This is a genomic window from Amycolatopsis sp. CA-126428, assembly GCF_002904335.1.
Lineage (GTDB): Bacteria > Actinomycetota > Actinomycetes > Mycobacteriales > Pseudonocardiaceae > Amycolatopsis.
Window position 1 is genome coordinate 18,338 of sequence record NZ_PPHF01000187.1, and the last position, 26,202, is coordinate 44,539.

The 26,202-nt window shown below is 70.6% G+C and carries 13 protein-coding genes; 7 read left to right on the top strand and 6 right to left on the bottom strand.

The genetic code is table 11. From position 1 onward, the window contains the following. Positions 1 to 44: 44 nt before the first annotated feature. The 6 genes from C2L58_RS47505 to C2L58_RS47530 form a co-directional block, all read right to left on the bottom strand. A complete protein-coding gene (locus C2L58_RS47505; RefSeq protein WP_233226339.1) occupies positions 45 to 1,502 on the bottom strand; it encodes an ArnT family glycosyltransferase in 1,458 nt (485 codons plus the stop codon). A 484-nt stretch (positions 1,503 to 1,986) separates the two neighbouring features. Next, positions 1,987 to 2,652, bottom strand: a complete 666-nt coding sequence (locus C2L58_RS47510; RefSeq protein WP_158264266.1) for a helix-turn-helix transcriptional regulator — start codon at positions 2,650 to 2,652, stop codon at positions 1,987 to 1,989. 402 nt (positions 2,653 to 3,054) lie between these two features. Further along, positions 3,055 to 6,348 (bottom strand): glycoside hydrolase family 172 protein, encoded by a 3,294-nt coding sequence (locus tag C2L58_RS47515; protein ID WP_146073854.1) that lies wholly within the window; start codon positions 6,346 to 6,348, stop codon positions 3,055 to 3,057. 206 nt (positions 6,349 to 6,554) lie between these two features. Then, entirely contained in the window at positions 6,555 to 7,529 is a 975-nt protein-coding gene (gene rfbB, locus C2L58_RS47520) for a dTDP-glucose 4,6-dehydratase (RefSeq protein ID WP_103344366.1), read from the bottom strand. Positions 7,530 to 7,534: 5 nt separating this feature from the next. Further along, complete coding sequence (rfbA, locus tag C2L58_RS47525) at positions 7,535 to 8,419, bottom strand: glucose-1-phosphate thymidylyltransferase RfbA (RefSeq protein ID WP_103344212.1); 885 nt, start codon at positions 8,417 to 8,419, stop codon at positions 7,535 to 7,537. 77 nt (positions 8,420 to 8,496) lie between these two features. Further along, positions 8,497 to 9,765, bottom strand: a complete 1,269-nt coding sequence (locus C2L58_RS47530) for a macrolide family glycosyltransferase (protein WP_158264267.1) — start codon at positions 9,763 to 9,765, stop codon at positions 8,497 to 8,499. 269 nt (positions 9,766 to 10,034) lie between these two features. Between C2L58_RS47530 and C2L58_RS47535 the strand changes: the two genes are divergently transcribed. The 7 genes from C2L58_RS47535 (at position 10,035) to C2L58_RS47565 (ending at position 26,173) form a co-directional block, all read left to right on the top strand. Further along, positions 10,035 to 11,054: a Gfo/Idh/MocA family protein gene (locus C2L58_RS47535; RefSeq protein ID WP_103344214.1), complete on the top strand. Its 1,020-nt coding sequence runs from the start codon at positions 10,035 to 10,037 to the stop codon at positions 11,052 to 11,054. Then, positions 11,054 to 11,824, top strand: coding sequence for an NAD-dependent epimerase/dehydratase family protein (locus tag C2L58_RS47540; protein ID WP_103344215.1), 771 nt, complete (start codon positions 11,054 to 11,056; stop codon positions 11,822 to 11,824). The genes C2L58_RS47535 and C2L58_RS47540 overlap by 1 nt, the downstream gene beginning before the upstream one ends. A 90-nt stretch (positions 11,825 to 11,914) precedes the next feature. After that, positions 11,915 to 12,415: a TetR/AcrR family transcriptional regulator gene (locus C2L58_RS47545; RefSeq protein WP_199191775.1), complete on the top strand. Its 501-nt coding sequence runs from the start codon at positions 11,915 to 11,917 to the stop codon at positions 12,413 to 12,415. A 14-nt stretch (positions 12,416 to 12,429) separates the two neighbouring features. After that, positions 12,430 to 12,780 (top strand): hypothetical protein, encoded by a 351-nt coding sequence (locus C2L58_RS47550; protein WP_103344217.1) that lies wholly within the window; start codon positions 12,430 to 12,432, stop codon positions 12,778 to 12,780. Beyond that, positions 12,777 to 13,811: an alpha/beta hydrolase family protein gene (locus C2L58_RS47555; RefSeq protein ID WP_199191776.1), complete on the top strand. Its 1,035-nt coding sequence runs from the start codon at positions 12,777 to 12,779 to the stop codon at positions 13,809 to 13,811. The genes C2L58_RS47550 and C2L58_RS47555 overlap by 4 nt, the downstream gene beginning before the upstream one ends. Before the next feature lie 45 nt (positions 13,812 to 13,856). Continuing rightward, positions 13,857 to 14,207, top strand: coding sequence for a hypothetical protein (locus C2L58_RS47560; RefSeq protein WP_146073855.1), 351 nt, complete (start codon positions 13,857 to 13,859; stop codon positions 14,205 to 14,207). A 176-nt stretch (positions 14,208 to 14,383) separates the two neighbouring features. Then, positions 14,384 to 26,173 carry a DNRLRE domain-containing protein gene (locus C2L58_RS47565; RefSeq protein WP_158264268.1) on the top strand — a complete coding sequence of 3,930 codons (11,790 nt, stop codon included), beginning with the start codon at positions 14,384 to 14,386 and terminating at the stop codon, positions 26,171 to 26,173. The last annotated feature ends 29 nt before the right edge of the window (positions 26,174 to 26,202 follow it).

The window sequence follows — 26,202 nt, forward strand, 5'->3', positions numbered from 1 at the left end:
TGCGACCCACTCGTCCCGCCGGAGCAAGACCCGTCCTCGTCCGGCTAGCTGGTCCGCAGGTGCGGCCAGATCTCGCTCCACGGCTGCCGACGGCCCTCGTACAACGTCAACAGGCCCCCGACCACCTCGCGGCTGCTGCTGAAGTAGGGCGCGATCTGTTCGCCGTCGCTGCGGCTCGGGTTGACGACGAGGACCTTGTCCTTGGTGTCGGACGGCATCCCGAAGTACCAGTAGCCCCGGTGTCCGCTGTAGACCTGCTCGATGCCGTAGGCGCGGCCGTAGTAGTCGGTCGCGGCCGCGAACGGGTAGATCTCGGCGAAGACCGCGGTGTGCGCGCGCACTTCTTCGGGCAGTGCGGCGTACGCCTGGCCCGCGCGGATGCCGACGTCCCGCTGGGGCAGCTCGCCGCTCGCGAAGGTCGAGCCGAGCGGGATGCCCTGCCACGACTGGGGCATGCCCTGCACCTTGCTCGCGGGGTAGATCGGCAGCTGGACGACGGCGAGCACGGCCGAGAGCGCGAACACCGGCCAGACCAGCAGGCGCCAGGGCTTCGCCATCTTGCGCCGGCTCAGCTCGGCGGCCGCGGCGCCGAACGGCAGCGCGTACAGCCCCATCGTGTAGTAGAACCGCCCGTCGGTCAGCAGGAACGCGACGAACGTCGCCAGCAGCGCGACCGCGAGGAACCGGTAACTCCGCAGCTCCGGTGCGCGCAGCAAGCGCCAGTACCCGTAGCAGAGCCCGATCACGCCCGCCAAGAACCCGGCGCCCGACACACTCGTGATGACGAAGGCCACCTTGCCGGTGGACTCGCCCGCGACGACCTGGCCCATCTGCAGGTACGGCCAGCCGTGCGTGGCCTGCCACACCAGCGTCGGAACGGTGCAGACCACCGCCACGGCGGCGCCGAGCCAGAGCATCGGCCGGCGCAGCAGCTCGCGCGGCCCGAGCACGAGCGCGCTGAGCCCGGTGAGCACCCAGAACGCCGGGATCATGAACTTGGTCTCCAGCGAGACCGCGGTGACGATGCCCGCCCAGAGCAGCGGCCGGTCGTCGCGGACGCCGGCCCGGTGCAGCCGCACCCAGCGGACCACCAGCCAGGTGAGCAGCGTCCAGAAGAACGGGTCGAGGGTGTAGGTCGCCAGCCAGTGGCTGACCGTGATGACCCCGCTGCAGGCGTAGGCGCCGGCGGCCATGGCCTGCGCGCCCTTGCCACCGCCGAGTTCCCGGGCGATGAGCGCGGTGATCCCCGCGCCCGCCGCGGCCGCGAGGCTGACCGGCAGGCGCAGGGCGACCAGCGAATCCGGGAACCACCGGTCCAGCAGGCCGGCCAGCAGCGGCACCAGCGGCGGCTGGTCGAAGTAGCCCAGGGCCGGATGATCACGCCCGGCGATGAGGAAGTACATCTCGTCGAACCCGCGGGCGTAATTGGCGCTGGTCACCACCATCACGACGCCGACGAGGAAGACAATGGCGAGTACCGGCCCCCACGCGATGCGGGGCACCGAGGGGGAAGCGGGAACGGGTGTCGCAGTGCCGGCTCTCGCGGCGCCTGCCGGGGCGGTCAGCGTCCGTGCGTTCTTGGAAAGCATCACGGGTACCGGCGGTCCTTTCAGTGGGAACCAGCTCGACTCTCGGTGGTGAGATACCCATCTGACCGTGGATCAAGCGCGGTTTCGACCTCTCCAAGGTCCAGGATTGGTGCGGATGACCCAATACTTTGGTATGCCCCACTCGGATCGCGTGAAAAGGGATTACCCCATTTGGGTAATGCTATCGAGAGGATGAATACGGTGAGTAGTCAAATCTCGGGAAGTGGGTCAGGTTGCTCTGACGCTTACGGGTGATGTTTAAACCTAATGTGACTCAGATCTCACGGCGGTCGGTCTGCCCGGCAGAGATGGCTGGCCTACAAGAAAAGGGCACCGCGCCCCCTTCTCGGAGTGCGCGGTGCCCTTTTCGGTAGGTCCGAAAACCCTGACGGCGTCGTCAGTGAATGTTTTCCGGTGAAACCTTCGGTGGCCATTGGCCGACGGGCAGGATTCCTTGCGCGTACGCCTTGGAAACCAGTGCGGAACGGTTGGGAGTCTTGAATCGGCGCAGCATCGCGCTGACGTGGTACTCGATCCCCTGTCTGCTCAGGTAAAGCTTGGTGGCCAGTCGTGCGGTCGAAATGCCGGTGGCGATCCCTTCGAGCACGCGCGCGTCCAGCTCGCTCAGCGTCTTGCGCTGGTCGGGCTCGGGCGGGGGTACCGCCGCGCGGGCTCGATCCGGCCTGAGCAGCATGACGATGCCGCTCACCTCGCCCCCGGCCTTGCGCACGGCGATCCCGGTCAGCATGCCGGAGGCCACCGTGAAGCTCGGCCGTTCGGCCAGCATCCGGGTCGTGAACCGGTCCCGGGTACCCGCCCGGAGTCCGGCCAGGTGCTGGGAGACGAGACGTTCGACGCTGGGATGGACGAACTTGCTGAACGTCCGCCCGTAGACGTCGGTCGCGGACCGGCCGAGGTAGTGGAGAAACTCGGCGTTCGCTTCCAGTACGAGGAGGTTGTGGTCGAGATTGGCTACACAGAATTCGGAAAGCTGACCGGCGGGTGCCGGCCACCCTGTTCGCTGCGTCGGGCAAATAGCTCCCGGTGCCGGCGAAGCTTCCATACGCACATTCATTAGTAGACCCCCCAGAGACCTACGAATAATGTTAATTGTATATTAATTGCATGTATGCAGAAGCCATGGTGAACTTCTAACTATAACCTATCAGCAGTGGGTGGGTCAGTCAACCAGGCTTTGATAAGTGTTGAAGTCGGGAGTTTTACTCCTGGGTTAAGTGGACTGAACGGGAAATGATCATGGCTAATAAGGGACCGATTCCCGTCATTCATGCGAACTGTTCTCGGTCGAGCAAGCGACCTTGGGATATCTTTCGATATACCTTGGTATATTTTTCTGTTGCCTGGATCTCATCCCCTTGTCGTGGCTCGCAAAACATCGCGGCCGGCTCGCCTCGAAGCCGGAGGGTGGGTGGCTCCCCCGTAGATCAGTGTCCTCGGCCGCGGATCAAACGAGTGTGAGAACAAGCTTGTCCACACCGAACACCAGCGCGGCCGACGCCGCGTTCTTTCCGGCGCTCCGGACGGCGAGCTCGTGCTTTCCGGCGGTCAGCCGCACGGTGCCCCGGTCGTTTTTCACGACTGTCTCGCCGCCGGGCCGGTAGGCGTCGAACGGCTCGCCGACCGCTTTCCCGTCGAGCTCGATCGCGCCCAGGCCGCGTTCGGGGGAGGCCGACCAGAATGCGCTCAGCTCGTACGCCCCGTCCCGGGGCACCGAGACGGACGCGGTGAAGCCGTCGCCGGGGTGGTCCGCCGCGGCCAGCACGTAGGCCGTGTCCGACATGAGGGGACTCAGCGGCACGTAGAGCTGCACGTTCGACTGCGCCTTCGAGGCGAGCGCCTCGGCCTCGATCTCGTATTGCCGTCCCGCGGTGCCCGCGACGGCGGCGGAGGCAGCGCTCGCGTTGCCTCCGCCGTCCACCGCCCGGACGCGGTAGTACCACCGGTCGCCGGGACCGGCACCGCGGTGCTGGAACGAGAGGCCGGTCGTGGTGCCGGCGAGGTTCGCCGGCGTCAGCGGCACATCGGGCGTTTTCGCCGCGTACACCTCGTACTGCGAGATCGTCCCGTCGTCGCGGGCCGGCGCCCACGCGACGTTCACGGAGTCGGTGCGGTCCGCCCTCGCGCGCACCGAACCCGGCACGGCCGGTGGGGTCGTGTCGGCGAAGGGGTCGACGCGGGACAACAGCCGGTACTGGGAGGCCGACCACGCGGGCGCGCCGGCTTTCGGCCGGAGTTCGACGGTGAGCTCGCGCTGGTTCCCGGTCAGGGCGGCGGGCAGCGGGAACTCGTCCTCGAGCCAGCGCGAGGTCTTGTCGTGCAGCGGTTGCCGCCACGTCCCCGCCGCCGTGCCGTTGACGAACACCTCGGCTTCCTGGCCGGCGAGCTGCTGATCGGCCAGCCGCCGGAGGAGCGCGCCGCGGCCGTCCGGCGCGGTCCGCACGGTGAACGCGACGGTGCCGGTCGCCGAGGTCGTCGGCCGCTGCAGCTTCGCCCGGTAGGCCACGCCCTCGACCGTGCTGTCCAGGGTGGACACGGTCTCGCCGCCGGCCCGGTAGCCGTGTGCCGCCCGGCTCGCGCCGTCGGCGGTGTCGACGAGGTCGGTTTCCCGCAGCCCGGCCTTTTCCTGGCCGTACCAGTACGAGGTCCAGCTGTGCTCGACCGGGTCGGTGTTCACCGAGCCGCGTTCCGCGGAGAACCGCAGTGAACCGGCGAACGGGATCGAGTCGGTCAGCAGCAGCTTGGTCGCGCCGACGCACAGCGCGGTACATCCGTCGGCCTCCTCGGAGAACCCGGACAGCGCGGCCGTCGGCGTCGACCCGGGCATGGTGATGCCGAGGAAGTACCAGCCGCCGCCGTAGAAGTCCTCCGTGCCGGTGCCGTGCAGCGCGGGTGTCGCGCGGCCGTCGACGTAGGCGCGCTCGTCGCCCTCGAGGAATTCGAGCTGGTTCGGGCCACCCGGCGCGCCCCGCATCGTGTCGGTGACGCCGTAGAAGGTCCCGCGGCCCCGCGCGTCGAGCAGCGGCACGTCCTGGCCGTCGGGGAGCCTGCCCGACTTGCCGTGGGTGGCGTGGAAGTAGCCGATGGACTGGGCCGCGAGCTTGCCGGCGACCGAGCTGTCCGGCGCCGAGGTGACCTCGACCTTCGCGCCGGTGATGGGCACGCCGGCGTCGTTCACGAGCTCGACCTCGGCGTGGCCGGCGAAGGGCATCGGCCACCACGCCGTGTACCAGCCGCCCGGCGAGGGGTCCATGGCGTACAGCAGGGTCCTGGTGTCGAACGCCCCGAGCCCGGAGCCGAAGAACTCGCCGACGGGCGCGTCGACCGTGGTGTGCCCGTCGAACGAGATGCGCAGGCGCGCCCCGGCGAGCAGGGCGCGAGAGCGCTCCGCGGCGGCGTCGGGCACCGGGATGCGCAGCTTCCGGAGGCCGTGCCACACCTCGCCGCGGTTCGTGTAGTCGTGGGCGCGTTCCTCGGCGGCGTGCCAGTGGCCGACGTCGAGCGTGTCGGTCCTGGTGTAGGAGCCGTCGACGAGACTGTGGACGTCGAAGCGGAACTCGGTGGAGCGGTCGGTACCCGGGCCGGTCTTGGTGGTGATCGCGAGCGACGATTTGCCCGCCGTGAGCTCCGCGGGCACCTGCAGCGACTCGAACGCGGCATCGCCGGCGGCCGTCGCCGTGACGTCCGCCCGCTTGCCGTCGACGAACACCTGCGCGCGCGGCCCGGCCTCCGCCGGGTCGACCTCGCGCGTGAGCCGGACCCCCTGGTTGCGGGGATCGACGGCGACGCGGAACGAACTCCCGCCGCCCGCGCCGAGCGTCCGGCCGTCTTCGTAGCCCGCGGAGGCCGGCACGACCTGCGGAAGGGCGACGCGCAGCCGGGTGATGCGGCCGGGGCCCGTCAGCCGGATCGGCTCGGTGGCCCGGCCGCTCGGGATGTCGGCGGTCCGGGTCGCGGCCGTCGCGCCGGGGGCCGGTGGTTTCGGGTCGTCGAAGCCGAACCGCCGCAGCCGCTGGACCACGTCGGCGGCGGGGTCGGCGGGGTCGAACGTGCGCACCTGGGACGCGTCGTCGAAGTCGCGGTAGTCGACGTGGTAGAACAGCGGCGAGCTGCTCATGGTGACCCGCATCGACTGGCGGTAGGGCATCGGGATCCCGATCGACATGCCGCCCTTGGTGCCGAGGCTGTCGCCGACCAGCGGCCAGACGAACGGCCCGCCGAGCTTGCCGGACACGACGTCGCCCATGCGGGCGGCGAGCACCGTCTTGCCGTCGAGTTCGATCTTGATCGTGTTGTTCTCGTAGCGGTCGGGCGGCGGCACGCCGGCCGCTCCGGCCGGGTTCGGCGGCCCGCCCGCCTGCTTGATGGCCTGCTTGGCCGGGGGATCCGGCTCGTCCGGGGGCGTGTCGCCGACCATCCAGATCGAGGTCAGCTCCCCGGCGCCGGTCCGGTCGGCGATGACGCAGCCGTCCGGGCTCTCCCGCAGGCAGGTGTAGGTGCCGAAGAAGCCGTCGTCGTTGGCGCCCGACCGGTCGAAGCTGGAGAACCGGCCGCTCCGGTCGCCCGCGCGCAGCGAGCTCAGGCCGTCGAGGTCGCGGTAGGCGTCCCAGCCGCCGCGCTGGGCTCCGGACGCCGCCGCCGCGGACGGCACCCCGCCACCGGAAGCCGTGGCGAAGCCGGTCGCGGCGGTGGCGAGCACCAGAAACCCGGACAGCAATCGTTTGCATCGATCGAACCGCACGATGTAGTACTCCCCCAGAGCACTAGGTGATCAATGACGCCGACGTTAGAACATCGGGTGGTTGCTCGCGCGGTGGTCTGCGGCTTTGAGGGAAAATGCCAGTCCTGCCCGCGTCAGGCCTGGTCAAGGGTTGCCGTGCCCCGGGTGGGGGTGGGAAACTGGGACACTTGGGGGATGGCCCGCTCCAGGAGCGTGCGCCGCCGCGGTCAGCGCGCCTTCAGCGGCTCCCACCACGACCGGTTGTCCCGGTACCAGGAGACGGTCTCGCGAAGCCCGGTCGCGAGGTCCACCCGCGGCTGGTAGCCGAGCTCGGCCGACGCCTTCGTGATGTCGACCGAGTAGCGGCGGTCGTGGCCCTTGCGGTCGTCGACCGGGAGGATGGCGGACTCGTCGCGGCCGGTCGCTTCGAGCAGCCGGTGGGTCAGGTCGCGGTTCGTCAGCTCGGTTCCGCCGCCGATGTTGTAGACCTCGCCGGCCCGCCCGCCGCCGGCGACCAGCTGGATGCCCCGGCAGTGGTCGTCGACGTGCAGCCAGTCGCGCACGTTGAGCCCGTCGCCGTACAGCGGGACGCGGAGGCCGTCGAGGAGGTTCGTGACGAACAGCGGGATGACCTTCTCCGGGAACTGGTACGGACCATAGTTGTTGGAACAGCGGGTCACCGAGACGTTCAGCCCGTGCGTGCGGTGGAAGGCGAGCGCGATCAGGTCGCTCGACGCCTTCGAGGCCGCGTAGGGGGAGTTGGGCGAGAGGGGGAAGTCCTCCGTCCACGAGCCGTCGTCGATCGAGCCGTAGACCTCGTCGGTGGAGACGTGCACGAAGCGCCCGACGCCGGCGTCGAGCGCTCCCTGGAGCAGCGTCTGGGTGCCGACCACGTTGGTCCGGACGAAATCGGCCGCGCCCTCGATCGACCGGTCCACATGCGACTCGGCGGCGAAGTGCACGACCAGGTCGGCGTCGGACATCGTCTGCTTGACGATCGCGGGATCGCAGACGTCGCCGACGACGAACCGCAGCCGCTCGTCGGCCTCGACCGGGGCGAGGTTGGCCCGGTTGCCGGCGTAGGTCAGCAGGTCCAGCACCGTCAGCACTTCCGGTTCGAATCCGGGGTAGGCGCCGGAGAGCGCCTGCCGGACGTAGTGCGAACCGATGAACCCGGCTCCGCCGGTCACCACGACGCGCATCCGGCTCACCTCCCGTTCCGTTGTGCGGCGAGCGCGATTTCCATGACGTACTGCCCGTAGACCGACTTGCTGATCCGTTCGCCGAGCCGGTGGCAGGCCTCGGGGTCGATGAACCCCATGCGCAGGGCGATCTCCTCGAGGCAGGCGATGCGCACGCCCTGGCGTTGCTCCAGCGTCTGCACGTAGTGCCCGGCTTCGAGCAGCGACTCGTGCGTACCGGTGTCCAGCCAGGCGAAGCCGCGCCCGAGATCGACGACGTGCGCGCGGCCCCGCTCCATGTAGGTCGCGTTGATGTCGGTGATCTCGAGCTCGCCCCGCTTGGAGGGGGTCAGGCCCTTCGCGATCTCCACCACGTCGTTGTCGTAGAAGTAGAGCCCCGTGATCGCGCGGTTGGACTTCGGCTCGGCCGGCTTCTCCTCGACCGAGATCAGCTTGCCGTCGTCGTCCACCTCGCCGATGCCGTGCCGGTGCGGGTCGGACACCGCGTAGCCGAAGAGGACACAGCCCTTGAGGTCCTGCGTCTTGGCCTTGAGCATCCCGGAGAAGCCGGGGCCGTGGAAGATGTTGTCGCCGAGGATGAGCGCGGCGTCGTCGTTGCCGATGTGGTCGGCGCCGATGATGAACGCCTCCGCGAGGCCGTTCGGTTCCGGCTGTTCGGCGTAGTCGATCCGCAGCCCGAGCCAGGATCCGTCGCCGAGCAGGCGGCGGAAGGCGGGGAGGTCGGTGGGTGTGGTGATGATCAGGATCTCGGTGATGTCGGCCAGCATGAGCACCGACAACGGGTAGTAGATCATCGGCTTGTTGTAGACCGGCACGAGTTGCTTGGACACGGCGAGCGTGACCGGATGCAGCCGGGTGCCGCTGCCGCCGGCGAGGATGATGCCCTTCATGGGAAACCTCGTGAGGTTGTCGGGACGAACGGAATGGGGGCACCGCGTCCGGGATCGGGGGCGGCGGAGGGGAACGTTCAGGGTGCGGTCGTGCGCGGCCACAGCGACTCGAGCACGTCCGCTGCCCGGACCGAGCCGCCGGCCTCCCGGATTTCGGTGTGCATGCGGGCGACGTGCCGGGCGATCCCGGGATCGGTGGTGACCGCATCGACCGCCGCCCGGATCGTCGCGCCGGTCGCGTCGGCGGGGTCGAGTGTCTTGCCGAGCCCCACCTTCTGGAGGTGGCGGGCGAACGTCACGGCGTCCGGTTGCTGCGGCACCATCACCACCGGCACGCCGTGCCGCAGGGCGTCGAGGACCGTTCCCGCGCCCGCCGAGCAGACCACGGCTCGCACCTGGGGGAACACTGCGTCGTGGTCCACCCAGTCGTGCGCCTCGACGCCCGCGGGCAGCCGGTCGACGTCGGCCGCGCCGAGGTGGCCCGCCGTCGCGAGGACGACCCGCCAGCCGCTGCCCGCGAAAGCGTCCGCGCAGCCGCGGAAGAACTCCGGGTTCGCGGTCGCCGACGTGCCGAGCGAGACGAGCACCGCGCGGTCCCGGTCCTGGTGCGGGCGCAGGGTGCCGGTGTCCGGTCCCGGTTCGGGGCCGACGAACGCGAAGGTGTCGTCGAACCGGTCCGCGTAGGGCTGGAGGGCCTTGGGGATGAAGACCAGGTTCGCCGAAGCCGCGCGGCCGTGCTGGGCGTACTCGAACGCGGCCTCGTCGAGCCCGTACGGCACCAGCGAGGTGAACAGTTCCTCGCCGGCCCGCTCGATGATCGCCGTGTCCGGCATCAGCGGGTTCTCCGGAGCCGGCTCGCCGCCGTCGAGCGAGACCTCGTCGTTGCCGGCGAACCCCGCGAACGTCCGCACGACCGGGCAGCCGGCGTCGCGGGCGATGAGGGCACTGGTCGCGGTGCTCAGCGCGTCCTCGAGCACCAGGTCGGGGAGCTGGTGCCCGAGGTGCTTGCGCGCGGCCGGCAGGGCCGCCAGCCCTTCGCGCAGGAAATCGACGAGGAGTGCGGTCAGCTCTTCCGGGGTGTCCACCGGTCCCACCGCGGAGGGGAAGCGCGACGGGTACGGCACGACGTCCGCGCCCGAGGCCGCCACGGCGTCGGCGTACGACTCGGCGGCGAAGTAGGTGACCCGGTGTCCCCGGCGCAGCAGTTCGCGCACGACCGGCAGGGTCGGCCGGATGTGCCCGAACCTGGGGAAGTTGAAGACCGCGACATGACGGGGGCGGCCGGCCTCGCCGCGGCGAGGCACTCTCGGCGCGTGCGGGAACTCGGCGGCGGTTGGCTTGGACACGCGACCACCATGCCGTCCGCCGAGGTCACGGCCAACCGACGGTGCCGAGTAATGAGAGATTCCCTAGTGGGTCGCACGCGGCGCCGGAAGAACCCCCCGATCCCGCCTAGTGTTGACCGACAGAACTCGGGGAGTGGCCGAGTTTTCCCGTGAGGAGAGTGCATGTCCCGCCACCGCGAACCGAGTTCGCCCCACCCTCGAGCCGCGGCGCCGCGCCCGGAAGCCGGCACGCGGTCGCGGAACACGCCCGCTTTTCCGAGGGGGTTGCGATGAACGAGCACGCCGGCCCGCCGTTGCGCTTGGGACTGATCGGGTGTTCCCCGATCGCCCGCCGCCGCATGCTGCCGGCCATCGGCCTGGTGGACACGGTTCGCTTGAGCGGCGTCGCCGCGCGCGAGGTCGAGCGCGCCAAGGAGATCGCCGCGGAGCTCGGCACCGTCGCGTGCGGCTACGAGGAGATCCTCGAACGCGACGACGTCGACGCGGTCTACATTTCCTTGCCCAACGGACTGCACTGCGAATGGGCGGGAAACGCGTTGCGCGCCGGCAAGCACGTGCTGTGCGAGAAGCCGCTGGCCACCACGCGCGAGGACGCCCTCGAACTGACCGAGCTGGCGGCCCGCAACGGCCTGGTGCTGCGGGAGAACTTCAGCTTCGAACACCACAGCCAGCACACGAAGGTGCGGCAGCTCCTCGCCGAAGGGCGGTTCGGCACCCCGAGGACGTTCACGGCCTCGTTCTGCATTCCACCGCTTCCCCCGGACGACACCCGGTACAACGCGGCACTGGGCGGTGGCGCGCTGCTCGACATCGGGGTGTACCCGCTGCGGGCCGCCCAGCTGTTCCTCGGCCCGGACCTGACCGTGACCGGCGCGACCCTGCGCATCGACGAGCGGCTGTCGGTCGACCTCGCCGGCCAGGTGCAGCTGGTTTCCGCCGACAGCGTGTTCGCGACGCTCGACTTCGGGATCCAGCACAGCTACGGCTCGCGGTACTCGCTGTGGGGGAGCACGGCGTCGGTCGCGCTCGATCGCGCTTTCACGCCGCCCCCGAGCCGGCTGCCCGTGTTGCGCATCGACGAGCAGGACCACGCCGAGGAGATCGTGCTGCCGCCGTCGGACCAGTTCCGCAATTCCCTCGAAACCTTCGTGGGGGCGGCGACCGGGCCGGTGGTGGACGAAGACGTCGAGCGTCCGTGGCGGGCCGCGGCCGTGACGACCGCCGGCCTCATCGACGAGATCCGCAAGAAAGCCGTGTGCGTCGGTGTGCGTGACGAAGGCGAGAGTTGATGGAGATCATCGGGAACGGCTTCATCGCGGGGCACGCGCGCGCGTACTTCGGCGCGGCGCATCCACACGCGACACTCATCGCGGCGGGAGTGTCCAGTGTGTACCTGACCGACGCACCCGCGTTCGAGCGCGAAGCGAAACTCGTCTACGACGTGATCCGCCGGTGCAAGGCCGAAGGACGCACGGCGGTCTTCCTCTCCACCGCGGCGGCCGGGATGTACGGCGCGCCCGACTCGCCGGGCACCGAGGAGGGCCCGGTGTTCCCGGAGACCCACTACGGCCGGCACAAGCTCGCCCTGGAGGCGGTGTTCGCGGCCTCCAGCGTGCGCTGGCTCGGGTTGCGCCTGACGCACATCGTCGGCGAGATGCAGGTGGCCCACCAGCTCCTGCCCTCGCTCACCCGGCAGCTGCTGAGCGGCAAGGTCACCGTCTACAGCGGCGCTTCGCGGGACCTGCTGGACATCGAGCACCTGATGCGGGCCGTCGACCTGCTGCTGACCCGCGACGTCCGCGACGAGATCGTCAACATCGCGTCGGGACAGCCCGAGGACATCGAGCTCATCGTCGACGGTCTCGAACAGCGGCTGGGGACGCAGGCCGAGCGGACCGTGGTGCACGGCAAGCCGGCCAAGCGCTCCGTCGCGAGCATCGCGAAGCTGCGCAAGCTGGCGCCGGAGATCGACGACTTCGGCTTCGGCCCCGGCTATCTCGCGGCGCTGCTGGACCGCTACGTCGACGACCTCGCGGCGCACGCCAGCAAGGCGCTTTAGCAGCACTTCACGCGGTCGGCCCGGCCGTGCCGGACCGTTGAGGAACGATCGTTCTTGACTGATCGTTCCTCAACGGTCTACGGTCGTGCCATGGGCCGGCCAAGAGCGTTCGACGAGGACGAAGTGGTGCGCGCCGCCGTCGCGTTGTTCGGCGGCCGCGCGTACGACGGGGTGTCCGTCGACGACCTCGTCACCCACCTCGGCGTGCACCGCAACAGCCTGTACAAGGCGTTCGGCAGCAAGCGCGGCCTCTACCTGGTCGCCTTGCGCCGCCACCTCGCCGACGACGTCGGCCCCTTGGCCGAAGCGCTGGCCGCGGCACCGGACGCCGCGACCGCGCTGCGGCTCGTCACGGCGGCCGACCTCGGCCTGCTGCTGCTCGCGGCGGTCGAACGCGCCCCGGCCGACGAGGAGGTGGCCGCCGAGGTGGCCGCGGCGCTGGCCGCCGTCGACCAGGCGATCGCCGGCGCCCTCGGCACCTCCACCGAACTGGCCGCCGCCCTGACGGCGGCCGCACTGGGCATCCTCCTGCGCGGCAACCCCGACGGCGCCGCGGCCGCGCTCACCCACCGTCTCGATCCCCTCGATTGACAAGGAAAACAGAAATGGCACTGGTTCACATCGACGGCGACGACCTCGTCGTCGTGATCGAAGGTCTCGACAAGCTCTGGGCCTTCAAGAGCAGCCTCACCATCCCGCTGGCCAACGTCCGCGGCGCCACCGCCGACCCCGGCATCGCCGCCGACCCGAAGGGGATCCGCGCGCCGGGTGCCCACCTGCCCGGCGTCATCACGGCGGGCACCTTCCACCTCGACGGCGAAAAGGTCTTCTGGGACATCAAGGATCCGGCGAAGGCGGTCGTGATCGAACTCGCCGACGAGCGCTACGCCCGCCTGGTCCTCCAAGTCGACAACCCGCGCGAGACCGTCACGCTCGTCGAGAACGCCCTGCGGTGAAGACGTTCCCCCACCTCACCGCGGCCGTGATGTCGCTGGCGGTCGTGACCGCCACCCCGGCCGAGGCGGCGCCCGGCCTGGTGCCCGCCGCCGACCGCGAAGTCGTCTTCACGGCCGACGGGACGGCGACGTACGGCACCCTGCACGTGCCCGCCCACCGCGCCGGGCACCGGTTGCGCGCGGCGCTGCTGCTGCCCGGCAGCGGCCCCACCGACCGCGACGGCAACCAGCCACCCCACGCGGCTCCGAACACCCTGGCGCAGCTGGCCGCCGCCCTCGACGCCGACCGGGTCGCGACGCTGCGGTTCGACAAGTACGGCACCGGCCGCACCGGCCTCGGCGCCTACCGCGACCACCCCTCGGAACTCGACTACCCGGCGTTCGTCCGTCAGGCAACAGCCGCCTACGCGTTGTTGCGCGACCAGCCGGAGACCGACCCGCACGCGCTGATGGTCGTCGGGCACAGCGAGGGCGCGATGACGGCCCTGCTGCTCGGCGGCTCGGCCCACCTGCGCCCGGCCGGCGTGGCCCTGCTGCAACCGCAGGCGATCCGCCTGCTGGACCTGGTCGCGCTGCAACTGCACGCCCAGGTCGCCGAGGCGGCCCGGCAGGGCCAGCTGACCCCGGACCAGCAGCGGACCATCGACGCGGCGGTCGACGCCGCCGTCACCGCCCTGCGCGAACACCGGCCGGTCGACACCACGGGCCTGCTGCCCGCCGTCGCCCAGCTCTTCGAGGCCTTCCAAGGCCCGAACGGCCGATTCGTGCAGAGCGACGACGCCGTCTACCCGCCGGCGGCCGCGGCGGCCCTGCGGCCGGGGACCAGGGTGCTGGTTACCTGCGGCACGAACGACGTCCAAGTCCCTTGCGCTACAACGGACGCCTTGACCGCTGCACTACGCCGGGCGCACGTCGGCGGACCGGGCCGGGTGCGGCTGCCTGGACTGGACCACCTGCTCCACGACACCGACCACCCGGACACCGTCGCCCCGGCGGCGCTCGACGCCCTGCGCCGATTCGCAGAGCGCTGAGGCTCCGCCGGCGAGGTCGAAAGCGGCCGGGCTCATAATCCGGCCGTGGTCACCCGGTTCTGGCCTACGCTGGACGCCATGACTCGCCATCTCCGCCTCGCCGGTGGTTGTGCAGCCGTAGTGCTCCTGGGGTTCCTGACCGCCTGCAGTGGCGACGAGCCGCCGAGCCGGGACGTGATCATCGCGAAGATCAAGTCCGATCCGCAGACTCAAGGCACGTCGGACCGCACGGCCGGATGTCTCGCTGAGTGGTACCTGAAATACGCCACGGCAGAACAGGTCTCGGCCTTCGTGGCAGGCAAGGCGGGAGATCGCCCGCTCGACCAGGTCGCCGCGGATCCGCAGGCCAAGGCCGCCATGCTCGACTGCCTGAAGGCGGCTGCCGACGATCGGTGAGAGTGCCCGGCTTGTGCCCGATTGGGCGAAGATGACGCTGTTTGGGCTATGGCGCGTGATCCAAAGCTGGTTAGGCTGAGGATCAGCAGCGGCCGCCGGCACCATCGTCAAAGGGGGGGATGGCTTCCGGCGGCCACGATCTGGGGGGATCAGTGCACGGTAGACGTGGCTCTGGTGTGCTCTCGCGCGTCCTGGTCCTGGCTCTGGTGCTTGCGGTGGCCGCCATCGGGCTACCCGCGTCCTTGCCGATTTCCCTGGGAGACGGCCAAAACAACGCGCGTCACCAGCCCGCCGGGGCGCCGGTGCGCGTGCGTGAGCTGGCCGAGCGCCGCACCGCGGACATGCGGGTGTTCGAGCTGTCGAACGGCCAGCTCGAAGCGGAGCTTTCCGCCCGGCCGCAGTCTTTCCGCGACCGGCAGGGAACTTGGCAGCCGATCGACACCACGGTGCGCGAGCACGCCGGCGACGGCTACCGATTCGCCAATGACACCAACCGGTTCAGCACCTCCTTCGGGGACCGGACGGATCGGCTGGCCCGGTTCGCCATCGACGGTACGCGGGTCGAGCTGGGGCTCGACGGCGCGGGCCGGCCGGTCGAACCCCGGGTGGGCAAGGACTCCGTCAGCTATCCGGGCGCGTTCGACGGCGCCGAGCTGAACTACCAGGTCACCCGCGATTCCCTCAAGGAACGAATCGTCCTCGCGGCACCGCCCCGCGATGCCACGTACCGCTTCAAGGTGCACCTGTCCGGCGTTTCCGCCCAAGCGCAGCCGGACGGCTCGATCGCGTTCTTCGGCACCGGCACCGACGGGCCGCCGCGGTACGTGATGCCCAAGCCGTTCATGCTCGACGCGTCGGGTTCGCGCACGGATTCCTTCAGCGGCCGGGTTTCCCAGACGGTCGAGCAGCACGGGCCGGACATCACCGTGGTCGTCAAGGCGGACCACGACTGGCTGGCCGCCCCGCAGCGCAGGTACCCGGTCGTGATCGACCCGACGATCAAGGTCGAGCCGACGTCGAACTCCGGTCAGGACAGCCAGCTCTGGTCCGACACCCCGGATCGCAACGACGGCGCGAGCTACCAGCTCTCGGTGGGCACCGACGGCTCCGGTATCGCGCGCAGCCTGGTCAAGTTCGACACGTCCGTGGTCCCCGCCGGCACCAGCTTGACGTCGGCGAAGCTGCGGATGTACTACGACAACGAGCTTTACACCAACGCCAACGACGTCACCATGGAGGCGCGCCGGGTCACCGCCGCGTGGGCCGAGAACACGGTCACCTGGAACACCTTCAACGGGGCCTTCGCCGAGGCGGGCCTGACGACCGCGGTCAAGCGCGCCAACGTGACGCAGGCCTGGTCCGAATGGGACGTCCGCAACATCGCGCAGTCGTGGGTTTCCGGTTCCGCCGGCAACAACGGGCTCCTCGTCAAGGCGACCGACGAGACGCTCAAGCGCGGCGGCGCGATCCACCACGGCGCCGAGTTCGACTACAACGGCGACACGGCGACGTTCCCGAAGCTGCTGCTGACCTACGGCAAGCCGGGCGCCGTCCTGCAGCCGATCACGAAGGCCTACGCCACCGGCGCCGAGCTGGCCTGGACCCCCTACACGAACCCGGGTCCCGGCAACGGTCCCGACGACATCGTCGGGTACCAGGTGCACCGTTCGGTGTCGCAGGTGTACACCCCTTCGGCCGCGACGCTGGTCACTTCGCTGGGGCCGCAGGCGACCCGGTTCGTCGACACCACCGCCCCGGTCACCCCGGACAGCGCGCCGGACCTGGGCTGGAACGCCTACTACTACACGATCGTCGTGCGGACCCGCAGCGGCGAGAGCATCCCGAGCGCCACCCAGCTGACCCGCACGCCGAAGGCGGGGCAGGTCCGGCAGATCTTCCCGGCCACGGCGGACACCACGGTGTCCGCCACCCAGCCGAACACCAACTTCAACGTGCTCACCGGACAGCCGTGGCTCCAGGTCGGCAACAACGGCGCCACCCTCGGGAAGAGCCGGGCGCTGGTGAAGTTCGGCGGTCTGAGCGCGATCCCGGCGGGGACCACGATCGTCGACGCCGACGTGTCGATGTGGGGGTTCTACTCCAACGGGTCCGGCGCGACCTTCGACGGGCACACGCTCGGCCGGGCCTTCGTGGAAGGCGAGGCGACCTGGAACCGGGCGTCCGCGGCCGCCGCGTGGACCGCGCCGGGCGGTGACATCGCGGCGACCCGGTCGGACTTCGTTTCGGGCGTTCCCGACCGCCCGACGTGGCAGATCTGGGAAAACCCGAGCATGGCGCAGGGCTGGGTGAACAACCCGGCGTCCAACAACGGCTTCGAGATCAAGCTGCACGACGAAGCGGGCGCGGCCCAGCGGGTGCTGTTCCTGTCCAACGAGGCACCGGAACCCTCGCTGCGGCCCCACCTCGCGGTGTCCTACCTGGGCACCCCGCCGCCTCCGCCCGCCGCGCCGATCGTGTCCTCGGTGGACTACCCGCAGGACGGCTCGTACGGTGCGCCGGGGCAGGCGGGCGCGTTCGTGTTCAAGCCGGGCAACACCGTGCCGATCGCCAAGTTCGCCTACCAGCAGGACTCCGATCCGCACCCCACGGAGGTGCCCGCGACCGGGCAGGTCACGGTGAACCTGGCGCCCGCCGCGCCGGGCCGGCGGACCCTGAGCGTGTGGGCGCTCGATGCCAACGGGGTGTCCTCGGGCGAGACGGCGTACACGTACTCCGTCGCGGAGCCACCGACCCACCGCAAGCGAAAGTCGGACTTCAACGGCGACGGCAAGGACGACGTCGTCACCTTCACCCGTGGCAGCGCTCCGGCGGTCTACGTCTCCCTGTCCGACGGCACGAAGTTCGTGCAGGACGGCTGGAAGTGGCACGACAGCTTCGCGGCGCAGAACGAAATCCCGCTGACCGGTGACTTCAACGGCGACGGCAAGGCCGACGCCGTCACGTTCACCCGGGGCACCGACGCGAGTGTCTACGTCGCGCTCTCCGACGGCACGAAGTTCGCGGCCACCCCGGCGAAGTGGCTGGGCAGCTTCGCCGCGGGCACCGACATCCCGGTCGTGGGCGACTTCAACGGCGACGGCCGGGACGACGTCGCCGGCTTCGCCCGCGGCACGGACGGCGGCGTGTTCGTCGCGCTGTCCGACGGCACCAAGTTCGGTACCCCGGTGAAGTGGCACAGCTCGTTCGCGCTGGGCACCGCCATGCCCGCGGCCGGCGACGTGAACGGCGACAACAAGGACGACATCGTCGGGTTCTCCGGTGGTGAAGCGGCGGACGTCTTCGTGGCGCTGTCCGACGGCACGAAGTTCGGTGCCGCGGCCAACTGGCAGGACAACTTCGCCCCGGACGCGAGCCGGGCCACTGTCGGCGACATCGACGGTGACGGCAAGGACGACGTCGTCTCGTTCTCGAACGGCCAGGTGAACGCCGCGATCTCGACCGGCTCGGCGTTCGGCGCCGCACGGCAGTGGAACGCGAGCTTCGCACCCGGCGACGAGCTCCCCGGCCTCGGCGACTTCACCGGGGACGGCAAGTTCGACATCGTCACCTTCACCCGCGGTACCACCGGAAAGGCCTACGTCGGCGCTTCGGACGGCACCCGCTTCGGTGCGGGCGTCCAGTGGCACAACCACTTCGCGGTGGGCGCCGAAGTCCCGCGGCCCAGCGTGTTCGCCGCCGGGCCGGGCACCCCGGCGCCGGTGCCGCCCGCCGCCCCGCTCGCGTCCTCGGTGGACTACCCGGCGGACGGTCAGCCGCACGGCCGCCCCGGTCAGCCCGGCACGTTCGTCCTGAAGCCGGGCGACGCCGTGCCGATCGCGAAGTTCGTCTACCAGCTCGACTCCGACTCGCAGCCGACGGAGGTGGCGGCCACCGGGCAGACCTCGGTGACCGTGACGCCGCTCGCCGCGGGCAACCGGACCTTGACCGTCCGCGCGGTCACCGCCGGTGGCCTGGCCTCACCGCCCGCCACCTATGCGTTCGTCGTCGCGACGCCTCCGCAGGCGCCCGCCGCACCGCTGGTGTCCTCGGTGGACTACCCCGCGGACGGCCAGCCGCACGGCGTGCCCGGCCGGGAAGGCGTCTTCACGCTCAAGCCGGGCAGCGCGGCCGCGGTCACCGGGTACCGGTGGCAGCTCGACGACGGCGGTCCCGCGGACGTCTCCGGCACCGGTGAGGTCCAGGTGCGCGCGACGCCGCCGACGCCGGGACAGCACACGCTGACCGTGCGCGCGCTCGGCGTCGAGAACCTGATCTCGCCGCCGGCCACGTACACCTTCGTCGTGGCCGACGCGCCGAACGGACCCGGTGCGCCGCAGGTGCTTTCGCTGGACTACCCGTCCGGCGGGGCACCGTACGGGGCGCCCGGCAAGGAAGGGACGTTCACCTTCCGGCCGACCGGGTCGACGGCGATCGCGGGCTACCGCTGGCAGCTCAACGGCGGCCCGGCCACCGACGTGGCCGGCGCCGGCAAGGTGGCGGTGAAGATCACGCCGGTCACCGCGGGTTCGCAGACGCTCACCGTGCGGACGTTCACCGCGGCGGGCGCGGTTTCGGCACCGGCGAACTACACGTTCGAGGTGGCGCCGCTGCCGCCGCCGGACGCGCCGGGCGTGTTCTCCACGGACTATCCCGCGGACGGGCAACCGCACGGGAACGCCGGCCAGGAAGGCGGCTTCACCTTCCGCCCGGCCGGGACCACGGCCGTCTCCGGCTTCCGCTGGAAGCTCGACGAAGGCACGACCACGGACGTACCGGGCACCGGCGACGTCGCGGTGCGGATCACCCCGCCGACCGGCGGCACGCACACGCTGGTCGTGTGGGCGATCGGCAGCGCGGGCAGCGCTTCGGCGCCGGCCGCCTACACGTTCCTGGTCGCCGGGGCGGCACCGACCCCGGCCACGCCGCTCGTGTCCTCCACGGACTACCCCGCGGACGGGCAGCTGCACGGCAGCCTCGGCCAGGCGGGCACGTTCACCCTGCGCAGCCAGGGTGCCGTCGCTGCGGACGCCGTGCGGTACCAGCTGGACACCGACGCCGCACCCACCGAGGTGCCCGCCGGCACCGGCACCGCGACCGTCAGCCTCACCCCGGTCCGCTCCGGCCAGCGCACGCTGACCGTCTGGGCGAAGGTCACGTCGAGCGGGGTGCTTTCGGCGCCGGCGAAGTACCCGTTCGCCGTCGGTGCGCCGTCCGGCCCGCGCGACTACTTCTACGACGCCGCCGGACAGCTGGCGGGCGTCACGAACAACTCCGGTGAGGCGGCCGCCTACCGGTACGACGCCGCGGGCAACCTCGAGGCGACCGACCGCTACCGCACGGACACCGCGTCGGTCTTCGCGCTGGTGCCCACCCGCGGCCCGACCGGCAGCACGGTGGAGATCAGCGGCACCGGATTCGCCACGCAGCCGGCCGGCAACCAGGTGAGCTTCGACGGGATCGCCGCGCAGGTCACCGCCGCGACGGCGACCCGGCTCACGGTGATCGTGCCCGCGGGCACCGGCGGTGGCGCGGTCAAGGTGACCGCGAACGGCAAGACCGCGGCCGCCCGCGCCCCGTTCGTGGTGACCAAGGGCGTACCCGCACCGGCGATCACCGGCGTGTCGGCCGACCGCGGCAACTCCGGGGACACGATCACCATCACCGGCACCGGCTTCGATGCCGATGCCACGCGTGACGTCGTGCTGTTCCACCAGACCGCCGCGCGGGTCAAGCAGGCCGGCCCGACCAGCCTGACCGTCGAGGTGCCCGCCGCGGCGGCGTCCGGCCGGATCAGCGTGCGCACGCCCGGCGGGACGGCGACCAGCGGTGCCGACTTCCTGGTGTCGCCGCGCGGGTTCAAGATCGACCAGCTGGTCTACGGCGGCCGGATCGAGCTCGGCAAGCCGATGGAGCTCGACATCCCGGCCGGCAAGGAAGCGGTCGTCCTGATCGACGGCCAGGCCGGCGAGCGCGTGCACCTGGACCTGGAGAACAACACCGTCCCGGTCCGCTCGGCGATGTGGATGTTCTCCCCGCACGGTGGCGACTTCGCCCGCCGCACCATGGGCGACCCGCTCGACCTGTGGGCGGGCAGCACGCTGCGCCAGGACATCCCGGTGTTCGGCGCCACCGGCACCTACACGATCGTGGTCGCGCCGGACGACGACGCGGCCGGCAAGGTGCGGATCACCGCGTCGCACACCCTGACCGGGGACAAGCTGACCCGCGACGGCACCGGCGTGCCGTTCACGGTCAGCGTGGCGCAGCAGCGCGCCGAAATGACGTTCACCGCCACCGCGGGCGAATGGCTCAGCTTCGGCTTGACCGACCTGAGCATGCCGGCCAACACCTTCGACGTCCTGGTGACCCAGCCCGACGGGTACAAGAACACCTGGAAGGCCTCGCTCACCCTCTACACCCCGACGATGGTGTTCAAGGCCCGCCAGACCGGCACGTTCACCGTCGGCGTCACCTTCGGCGCGAACGAGCTCGGGGCCGGCAAGGTCTGGTTGTCCGGGGTGCTCGAGGCGGGCCAGCTCGCGGTCGACGGGGCGGGCACGCAGTTCAAGATCAACCGGCCCGGCCAGTCCGTGCGGCTGCCGTTCACCGGTGTCGCGGGCAAGAACCTGCGGTTCGGCGTCACCGAGAACACGCTGCGCGAGAACGGCCGCCCCGGTTACCCGGGCGGAATCCTGGCCGAACCGGACGACAACCAGGTCGAGCTGCGCACCGGCACGCAGGAGATCCGCAACGTCCCGATCCGCAAGAGCGGCCAGCACAGCCTGTTCATGAGCGGCTGGGAAGCCGTCGGCAGCGCCCGGGGCTGGCTGACGTCGGCGACCGAAGCCGGCCAGCTGCCGATCAACGCGCAGACCAAGGTCACCATCGACCGGCCGGCCCGGGAGGTGTGGTTCGACTACGACGGTGTCCAGGGCCGGCCGCTGCACCTGCAGACCCGGGACAAGAGCCTGCCCGGCTACGTCACCATGCGGGTCTTCCAGCCGACCGGCGGCAAGCTGGTGACGAGCTCGATCGACGGCAAGCTGGACGTTCCCGCGCTGCCCGAGACCGGGAAGTACCGCATCCAGCTCGAACCGGCGTACGCCACCACGGGCGACGTCACGATCGCCGCGTCCGAGCCGCTGGACCTCGGCCGGCTCGCCATCGACGGGCCGCCGCCGACGGCTTCGGTCACCGTGCCGGGCCAGCGCGTCGTAGCGAAGTTCACCGGGCAGGCCGGGCAGCGCCTGAGCCTCGGCTTCACGTCGCCGAACATCCCGTTCCTCAAGCCGGCGGTGTACAAGCCGGACGGCACCACGCTGGACTCGCCGTTCAACTTCGGCCTGCCGTGGGGCTTCGACCTGACCACGCTGCCGGTGGCGGGCGACTACCGGATCGTGCTCGAACCGCTCGAGGACGGGGCCGGCCCGGCGGCGGGTGACCTGACCGTCCTGCTGTCGTCCGAAGTGGACGGGGGCAAGGTCGCCGTCGGCGGCGCCGCCAACACGGTCACGATCGGGCGGACCGCGCAGAACGGGAAGGTGACCTTCGACGGCACCGCGAACGACGTCCTGCAGGCGGACTTCACGTTCGGTTTCCCGAACAACGGCGGGTCCTACTACAGCCTGATCGCGCCGGACGGCACGATCTCGCCGAACCACTCCTGGATTTCGTTCAGCCGGTTCAAGCTGCCCGCGCTGAAGATGACGGGCACCTACACCATGGTGTTCGACCCCGGCGGCCAGGCCACCGGCTCGATGACCGTGGCGCTCAGCAAACCCGCCACGGCCGCGATGGCGGCCCCGCAGGCGCGGATCGACCCGCCGAAGCCGGTCACGCCGAAGTGCGTCCCCGCCGAACCGGTGCCGGCCCCGGCCAAGTCCGGCAAAGCGCCCGAGGGCTCGGCGCAGCCCCCGGCCGCACCGGAACCCCCGCCTGCCCCGCCGTCCTCGTCGACCTGCGGGTCGCCCGGTGGCTGGCAGCCGGACACCGCCAACCTGAACGGCACCGACTGGAGCACCCGCTACGACCCGGCGCCGGTGCGGGACCGGCCGCTGCAGTTCGACGTCGGGTTCACCGGCCTGGTCGGCAAGGTCCAGTCCACGGCCGGCCGGCCCCTCGCCGGCGTCACGGTGAGCGCCGGCGGCAGCCGCGTCACCACCGACGACAAGGGCAAGTTCGTGCTGACCGGGCTGCCCGGCGGCCACGTCGTGGTGCGGGTGGACGGTCGTACCGGCACCTCCGGCCGCCCGTTCGGCTCGTTCGACATCGGCGTCGACCTCAAGGGCGGCCAGGTCCTCGTCCTGCCGTACACGGTGTTCCTGCCGGAGATCGACGCCGCCGCGACGGTGCACGTGCCCAGTCCGACGACGACCGAGACCGTCCTCACCACCAAGGCCATTCCCGGCCTGGAAGTCCGGCTGCCGGCGGGGACCGTCGTCCGCGACGCCGACGGGAACGTGGCGACCGAACTGAGCCTCACCCCGATCCCGATCGACCGGCCGCCGTTCCCGCTGCCGCCCACCAAGGTCCCGGTGTACTTCACGGTCCAGCCGGGTGGCAGTTACCTCTTCCCCGAGGGCGCCACGATCGTCTACCCGAACTACACGAAGGAGCGACCGGGGACCCGGACCCAGTTCTGGAACTACGACCCGGACGGCCCGGGCTGGCACATCTACGGCTACGGCACGGTTTCACCGGACGGCAAGCAGATCGTGCCCGACGCGAGCGTCAAGTTCTACCGGCTGACCGGCGCGATGACCGCCGTGCCGGGGATGAACCCGCCCCCGATCGCGCCGAGGGCCGGCGTGCCCCGCGTCGGGGACCCGGTGGACCCGGCGACCGGGCTCCTGGTGGACGAGACGACCGACCTGGTCGTCGACGACATCGCGCCGATCGAGATCAAGCGCAGCTACCAGCAGGGCGACACCGACATCCGCGCGTTCGGCGTCGGCACGAGCTTCGACTACGGCCTCTACCCGTGGTCTCCCGGGATCATCGGGCAGTTCACGTTCCAGGAGTTCGACCTGGTGCAGCCGGACGGCAGCAAGATCCACTACCGCCGCACCTCGCCGGGGCAGGACTACGCGGGCGCGGTGTTCAAGGCCGACCCGACGCCGACGCGGTTCGACGGCTCGATCGTCAAGTGGATCGACAGCGGCTGGGACGTGACGCTTCGCGACGGCACCGTGATGGTGATCGGCGAAGAGGCGCCGGTGCAGGAGATCCGCGACAAGTTCGGCAACACCACCACCATCACGCGGGCGACCGCGCCGCCGGGTACCGACGGGAAGGTCCGCGCCAACGGGCCGGTCACGCAGATCACCTCGCCGAACGGCCGGTGGGTGAAGTTCGCCTACGACGAGTCGAACCCGCCGCGCGTCAAGTCCGTCGAGGACAACCTGGGCCGGCACGTCGGCTACACCTACGACGCCACCGGGCACCTGGAGACGGTGACCGACGTCCGGGGCGGCCTCACCCGCTACACCTGGGACGAAAAGGGCCGGCTCAAGACCATCACCGACCCCAGGGGCATCCGGTACCTGCTCAACGAGTACGACGACAAGGGCCGGGTGAAGACCCAGACGGCCGCGGACAACGGGATCACCAAGTTCGAGTACGTCACGTCCGGCGACGCGATCGTCGAGACCAAGATCACCGACCCCCGCGGGCACGTCCGGCGGATGACCTTCAACGACAAGGGATCGGTGCTCACCGATACCAAGGCGTTCGGCACCGGCGTCGCCGAGACGACGACCAGCGAGTACGACACGGACGGCGTCCGGCTGAAGGCCGTCACGGACGCGTTGCAGCGCAAGACGGTCTACCTCTACGACGATTTCGGCCAGGTCAAGGAAAAGACGGTCCTGGCGGGCACGCCGGACGCGCGCACCGAGAAGTTCGAGCGCACCGGGCCGCATCACGAGCTGACCAAGTACACCGACGGCTACGGCAAGGACACGGTGTACGGGCTCGACCCGCGGGGCGCGGTGCAGTCGGTCACCGACCCGGCGCAGCGCGTCAAGACCTATGACACCAACGAAAAGGGCCTGGTCACCAAGGTCACCGATCCGGCGGGCAAGTTCGCCACCACCGAGTACGCGGGCACCGATCCGGTCAAGACCACCGACCAGCTCGGCCGGGTGGGCAAAGCGGGCTTCGACTCGCTCGGCCGGACGGTGCTGGCCACCGATCCACGGGGTGCGGTCACCGAAACCGCGTACACCGCGGCGAACGAGGTCGCCTCGGTGACCGATCCGCTCGGCCGGACCATGGCGTACGGGTACGACCCGAACGGCAACCGCCACCAGGTCACCGACGCCCGCGGCGGCGAAACGGTCTTCGACTACGACAACATGGACCACGTCGCGAAGGTCACCGACCCGCTCGGCCGGTTCGAGCAGGCGGAGTACGACCAGAACGGCAACCTGAAGAAGCACACCAGCCGCCGCGGCATCGTCACCGAAAACGACTACGACGACCTGGACCGCAAGTCCGAAAGCCGGTTCGGCGCCGAGAGCAGCACGAAGTTCGGCTACGACCTGGGCAACCGCCTGAAGCGGACCGAAGACTCGGTGGCCGGGGTGGCGACCACCGAGTACGACGGCCTGGACCGCGTCAAGGCCGAGACCACCACGCAGGGCAGCGTGTCGTACGACTACGACACCGCCGGGCGGGACCGGGTGCTGACCGTGCCCGGCCGGCCTGCGGTGCGGTACGTCTTCGACGCGGCGGGCGCGTTGTCCGAGGTCCAGCAGGGCGGCACCGCGGTCACGACCGTCAGCCGGGACGCGGTGGGGCGCGTGCAGCGGATCGGCGCACCCGGCGGCGGCGTCTCCCAGACCTACGGCTACGACGACGCCGGCGAAGTCAAGACGATCACCTACCGCGCGGGCCAGACCGTGCTCGGCGATCTCGCCTACGACTACGACGCGGCGGGGCAGCCGGTCCGGACCGGCGGCAGTTACTCCCGGGCGATGCTGCCGGAGCAGTTCGGCGTGGCCACCTACGACCAGGCGAACCGGATCCGCGGCATCGGCGCGACACCGGTCAGCCACGACGCGGACGGCAACCTGATCTCCGACGGCGTGGCCGGCTACACCTGGAACGCCCGTGGCCAGCTGGCCACGGAGTCCGGGCCGGGGATGACGGCCGCCTTCAGCTACGAGGCGGACGGCCGCCGCCGCTCCAAGACGATCAACGGGGTCACCACCGGCTTCCTGTACGACGGGAAGAACCCGGTGCAGGAGAAGGTGAACGGCGCGGTCACCGCGACGATCACGTCGTCCGGTGTGGACGGGTACCAGCTCCGCGACGCCGGCGGCGTGACCCGCCGGTACCTCACCGACGGTCTGGGCAGCACGCTCGGGCTGGTCGACAGCGCCGGCGCGGGTGCCACGTACACCTACGAGCCGTTCGGCCGGACCTACGTCGCCGGCAACGACGGCGGGAACGCCTACCGGTACGCGGGGCGCGAGGACGACGGCACCGGGCTGTACTACAACCGGGCCCGCTACTACAGCCCCGGCCTGCAGCGGTTCTTGAGCGAGGACCCGACCGGGTTCGACGGCGGGAACAACCTGTACGGCTACGTCGGGAACCAGCCGACCTCCCTGACCGACCCGGACGGGGAGAAGCCGAGTGCGGACAACTACCGAGGCCGGTACCAGGCCGATCTTTGGGAACGGAACCAGCCGCGGCTCCCCCAGAACTGGGACGCCCACCACCGGATTCCGCAGTACTACCGCAACGATCCGCAGTTCTCCGGTTTCGATTTCGACGCGCCGGGCAATGTTCGCGGGGTTCCCGGCAGCCGGCAGCCCGGCCCCGTCACCAACGTGCACCAGCAGATCACGAACGAGTGGGATGAATTCCAGCGGCAGAATCCCAATGCGACCCGGCAGGAGATCGAGAATTTCGCCGATCGGATCGACGCCCAGTTCGAGGGGTGGTGGTGGTACGCGTGACGCCGCGACCGCCGGGAGCTAGGCTCGCC

What these genes read in the sequence shown, in the direction of transcription:
- C2L58_RS47510 (WP_158264266.1), bottom strand. Translation starts at nt 2,652, where the DNA reads ATGGAAGCTTCGCCGGCACCGGGAGCTATTTGCCCGACGCAGCGAACA.
- rfbB (WP_103344366.1), bottom strand. Translation starts at nt 7,529, where the DNA reads ATGCGCGTCGTGGTGACCGGCGGAGCCGGGTTCATCGGTTCGCACTAC.
- rfbA (WP_103344212.1), bottom strand. Translation starts at nt 8,419, where the DNA reads ATGAAGGGCATCATCCTCGCCGGCGGCAGCGGCACCCGGCTGCATCCG.
- C2L58_RS47535 (WP_103344214.1), top strand. Translation starts at nt 10,035, where the DNA reads ATGAACGAGCACGCCGGCCCGCCGTTGCGCTTGGGACTGATCGGGTGT.
- C2L58_RS47540 (WP_103344215.1), top strand. Translation starts at nt 11,054, where the DNA reads ATGGAGATCATCGGGAACGGCTTCATCGCGGGGCACGCGCGCGCGTAC.
- C2L58_RS47545 (WP_199191775.1), top strand. Translation starts at nt 11,915, where the DNA reads ATGGGCCGGCCAAGAGCGTTCGACGAGGACGAAGTGGTGCGCGCCGCC.
- C2L58_RS47550 (WP_103344217.1), top strand. Translation starts at nt 12,430, where the DNA reads ATGGCACTGGTTCACATCGACGGCGACGACCTCGTCGTCGTGATCGAA.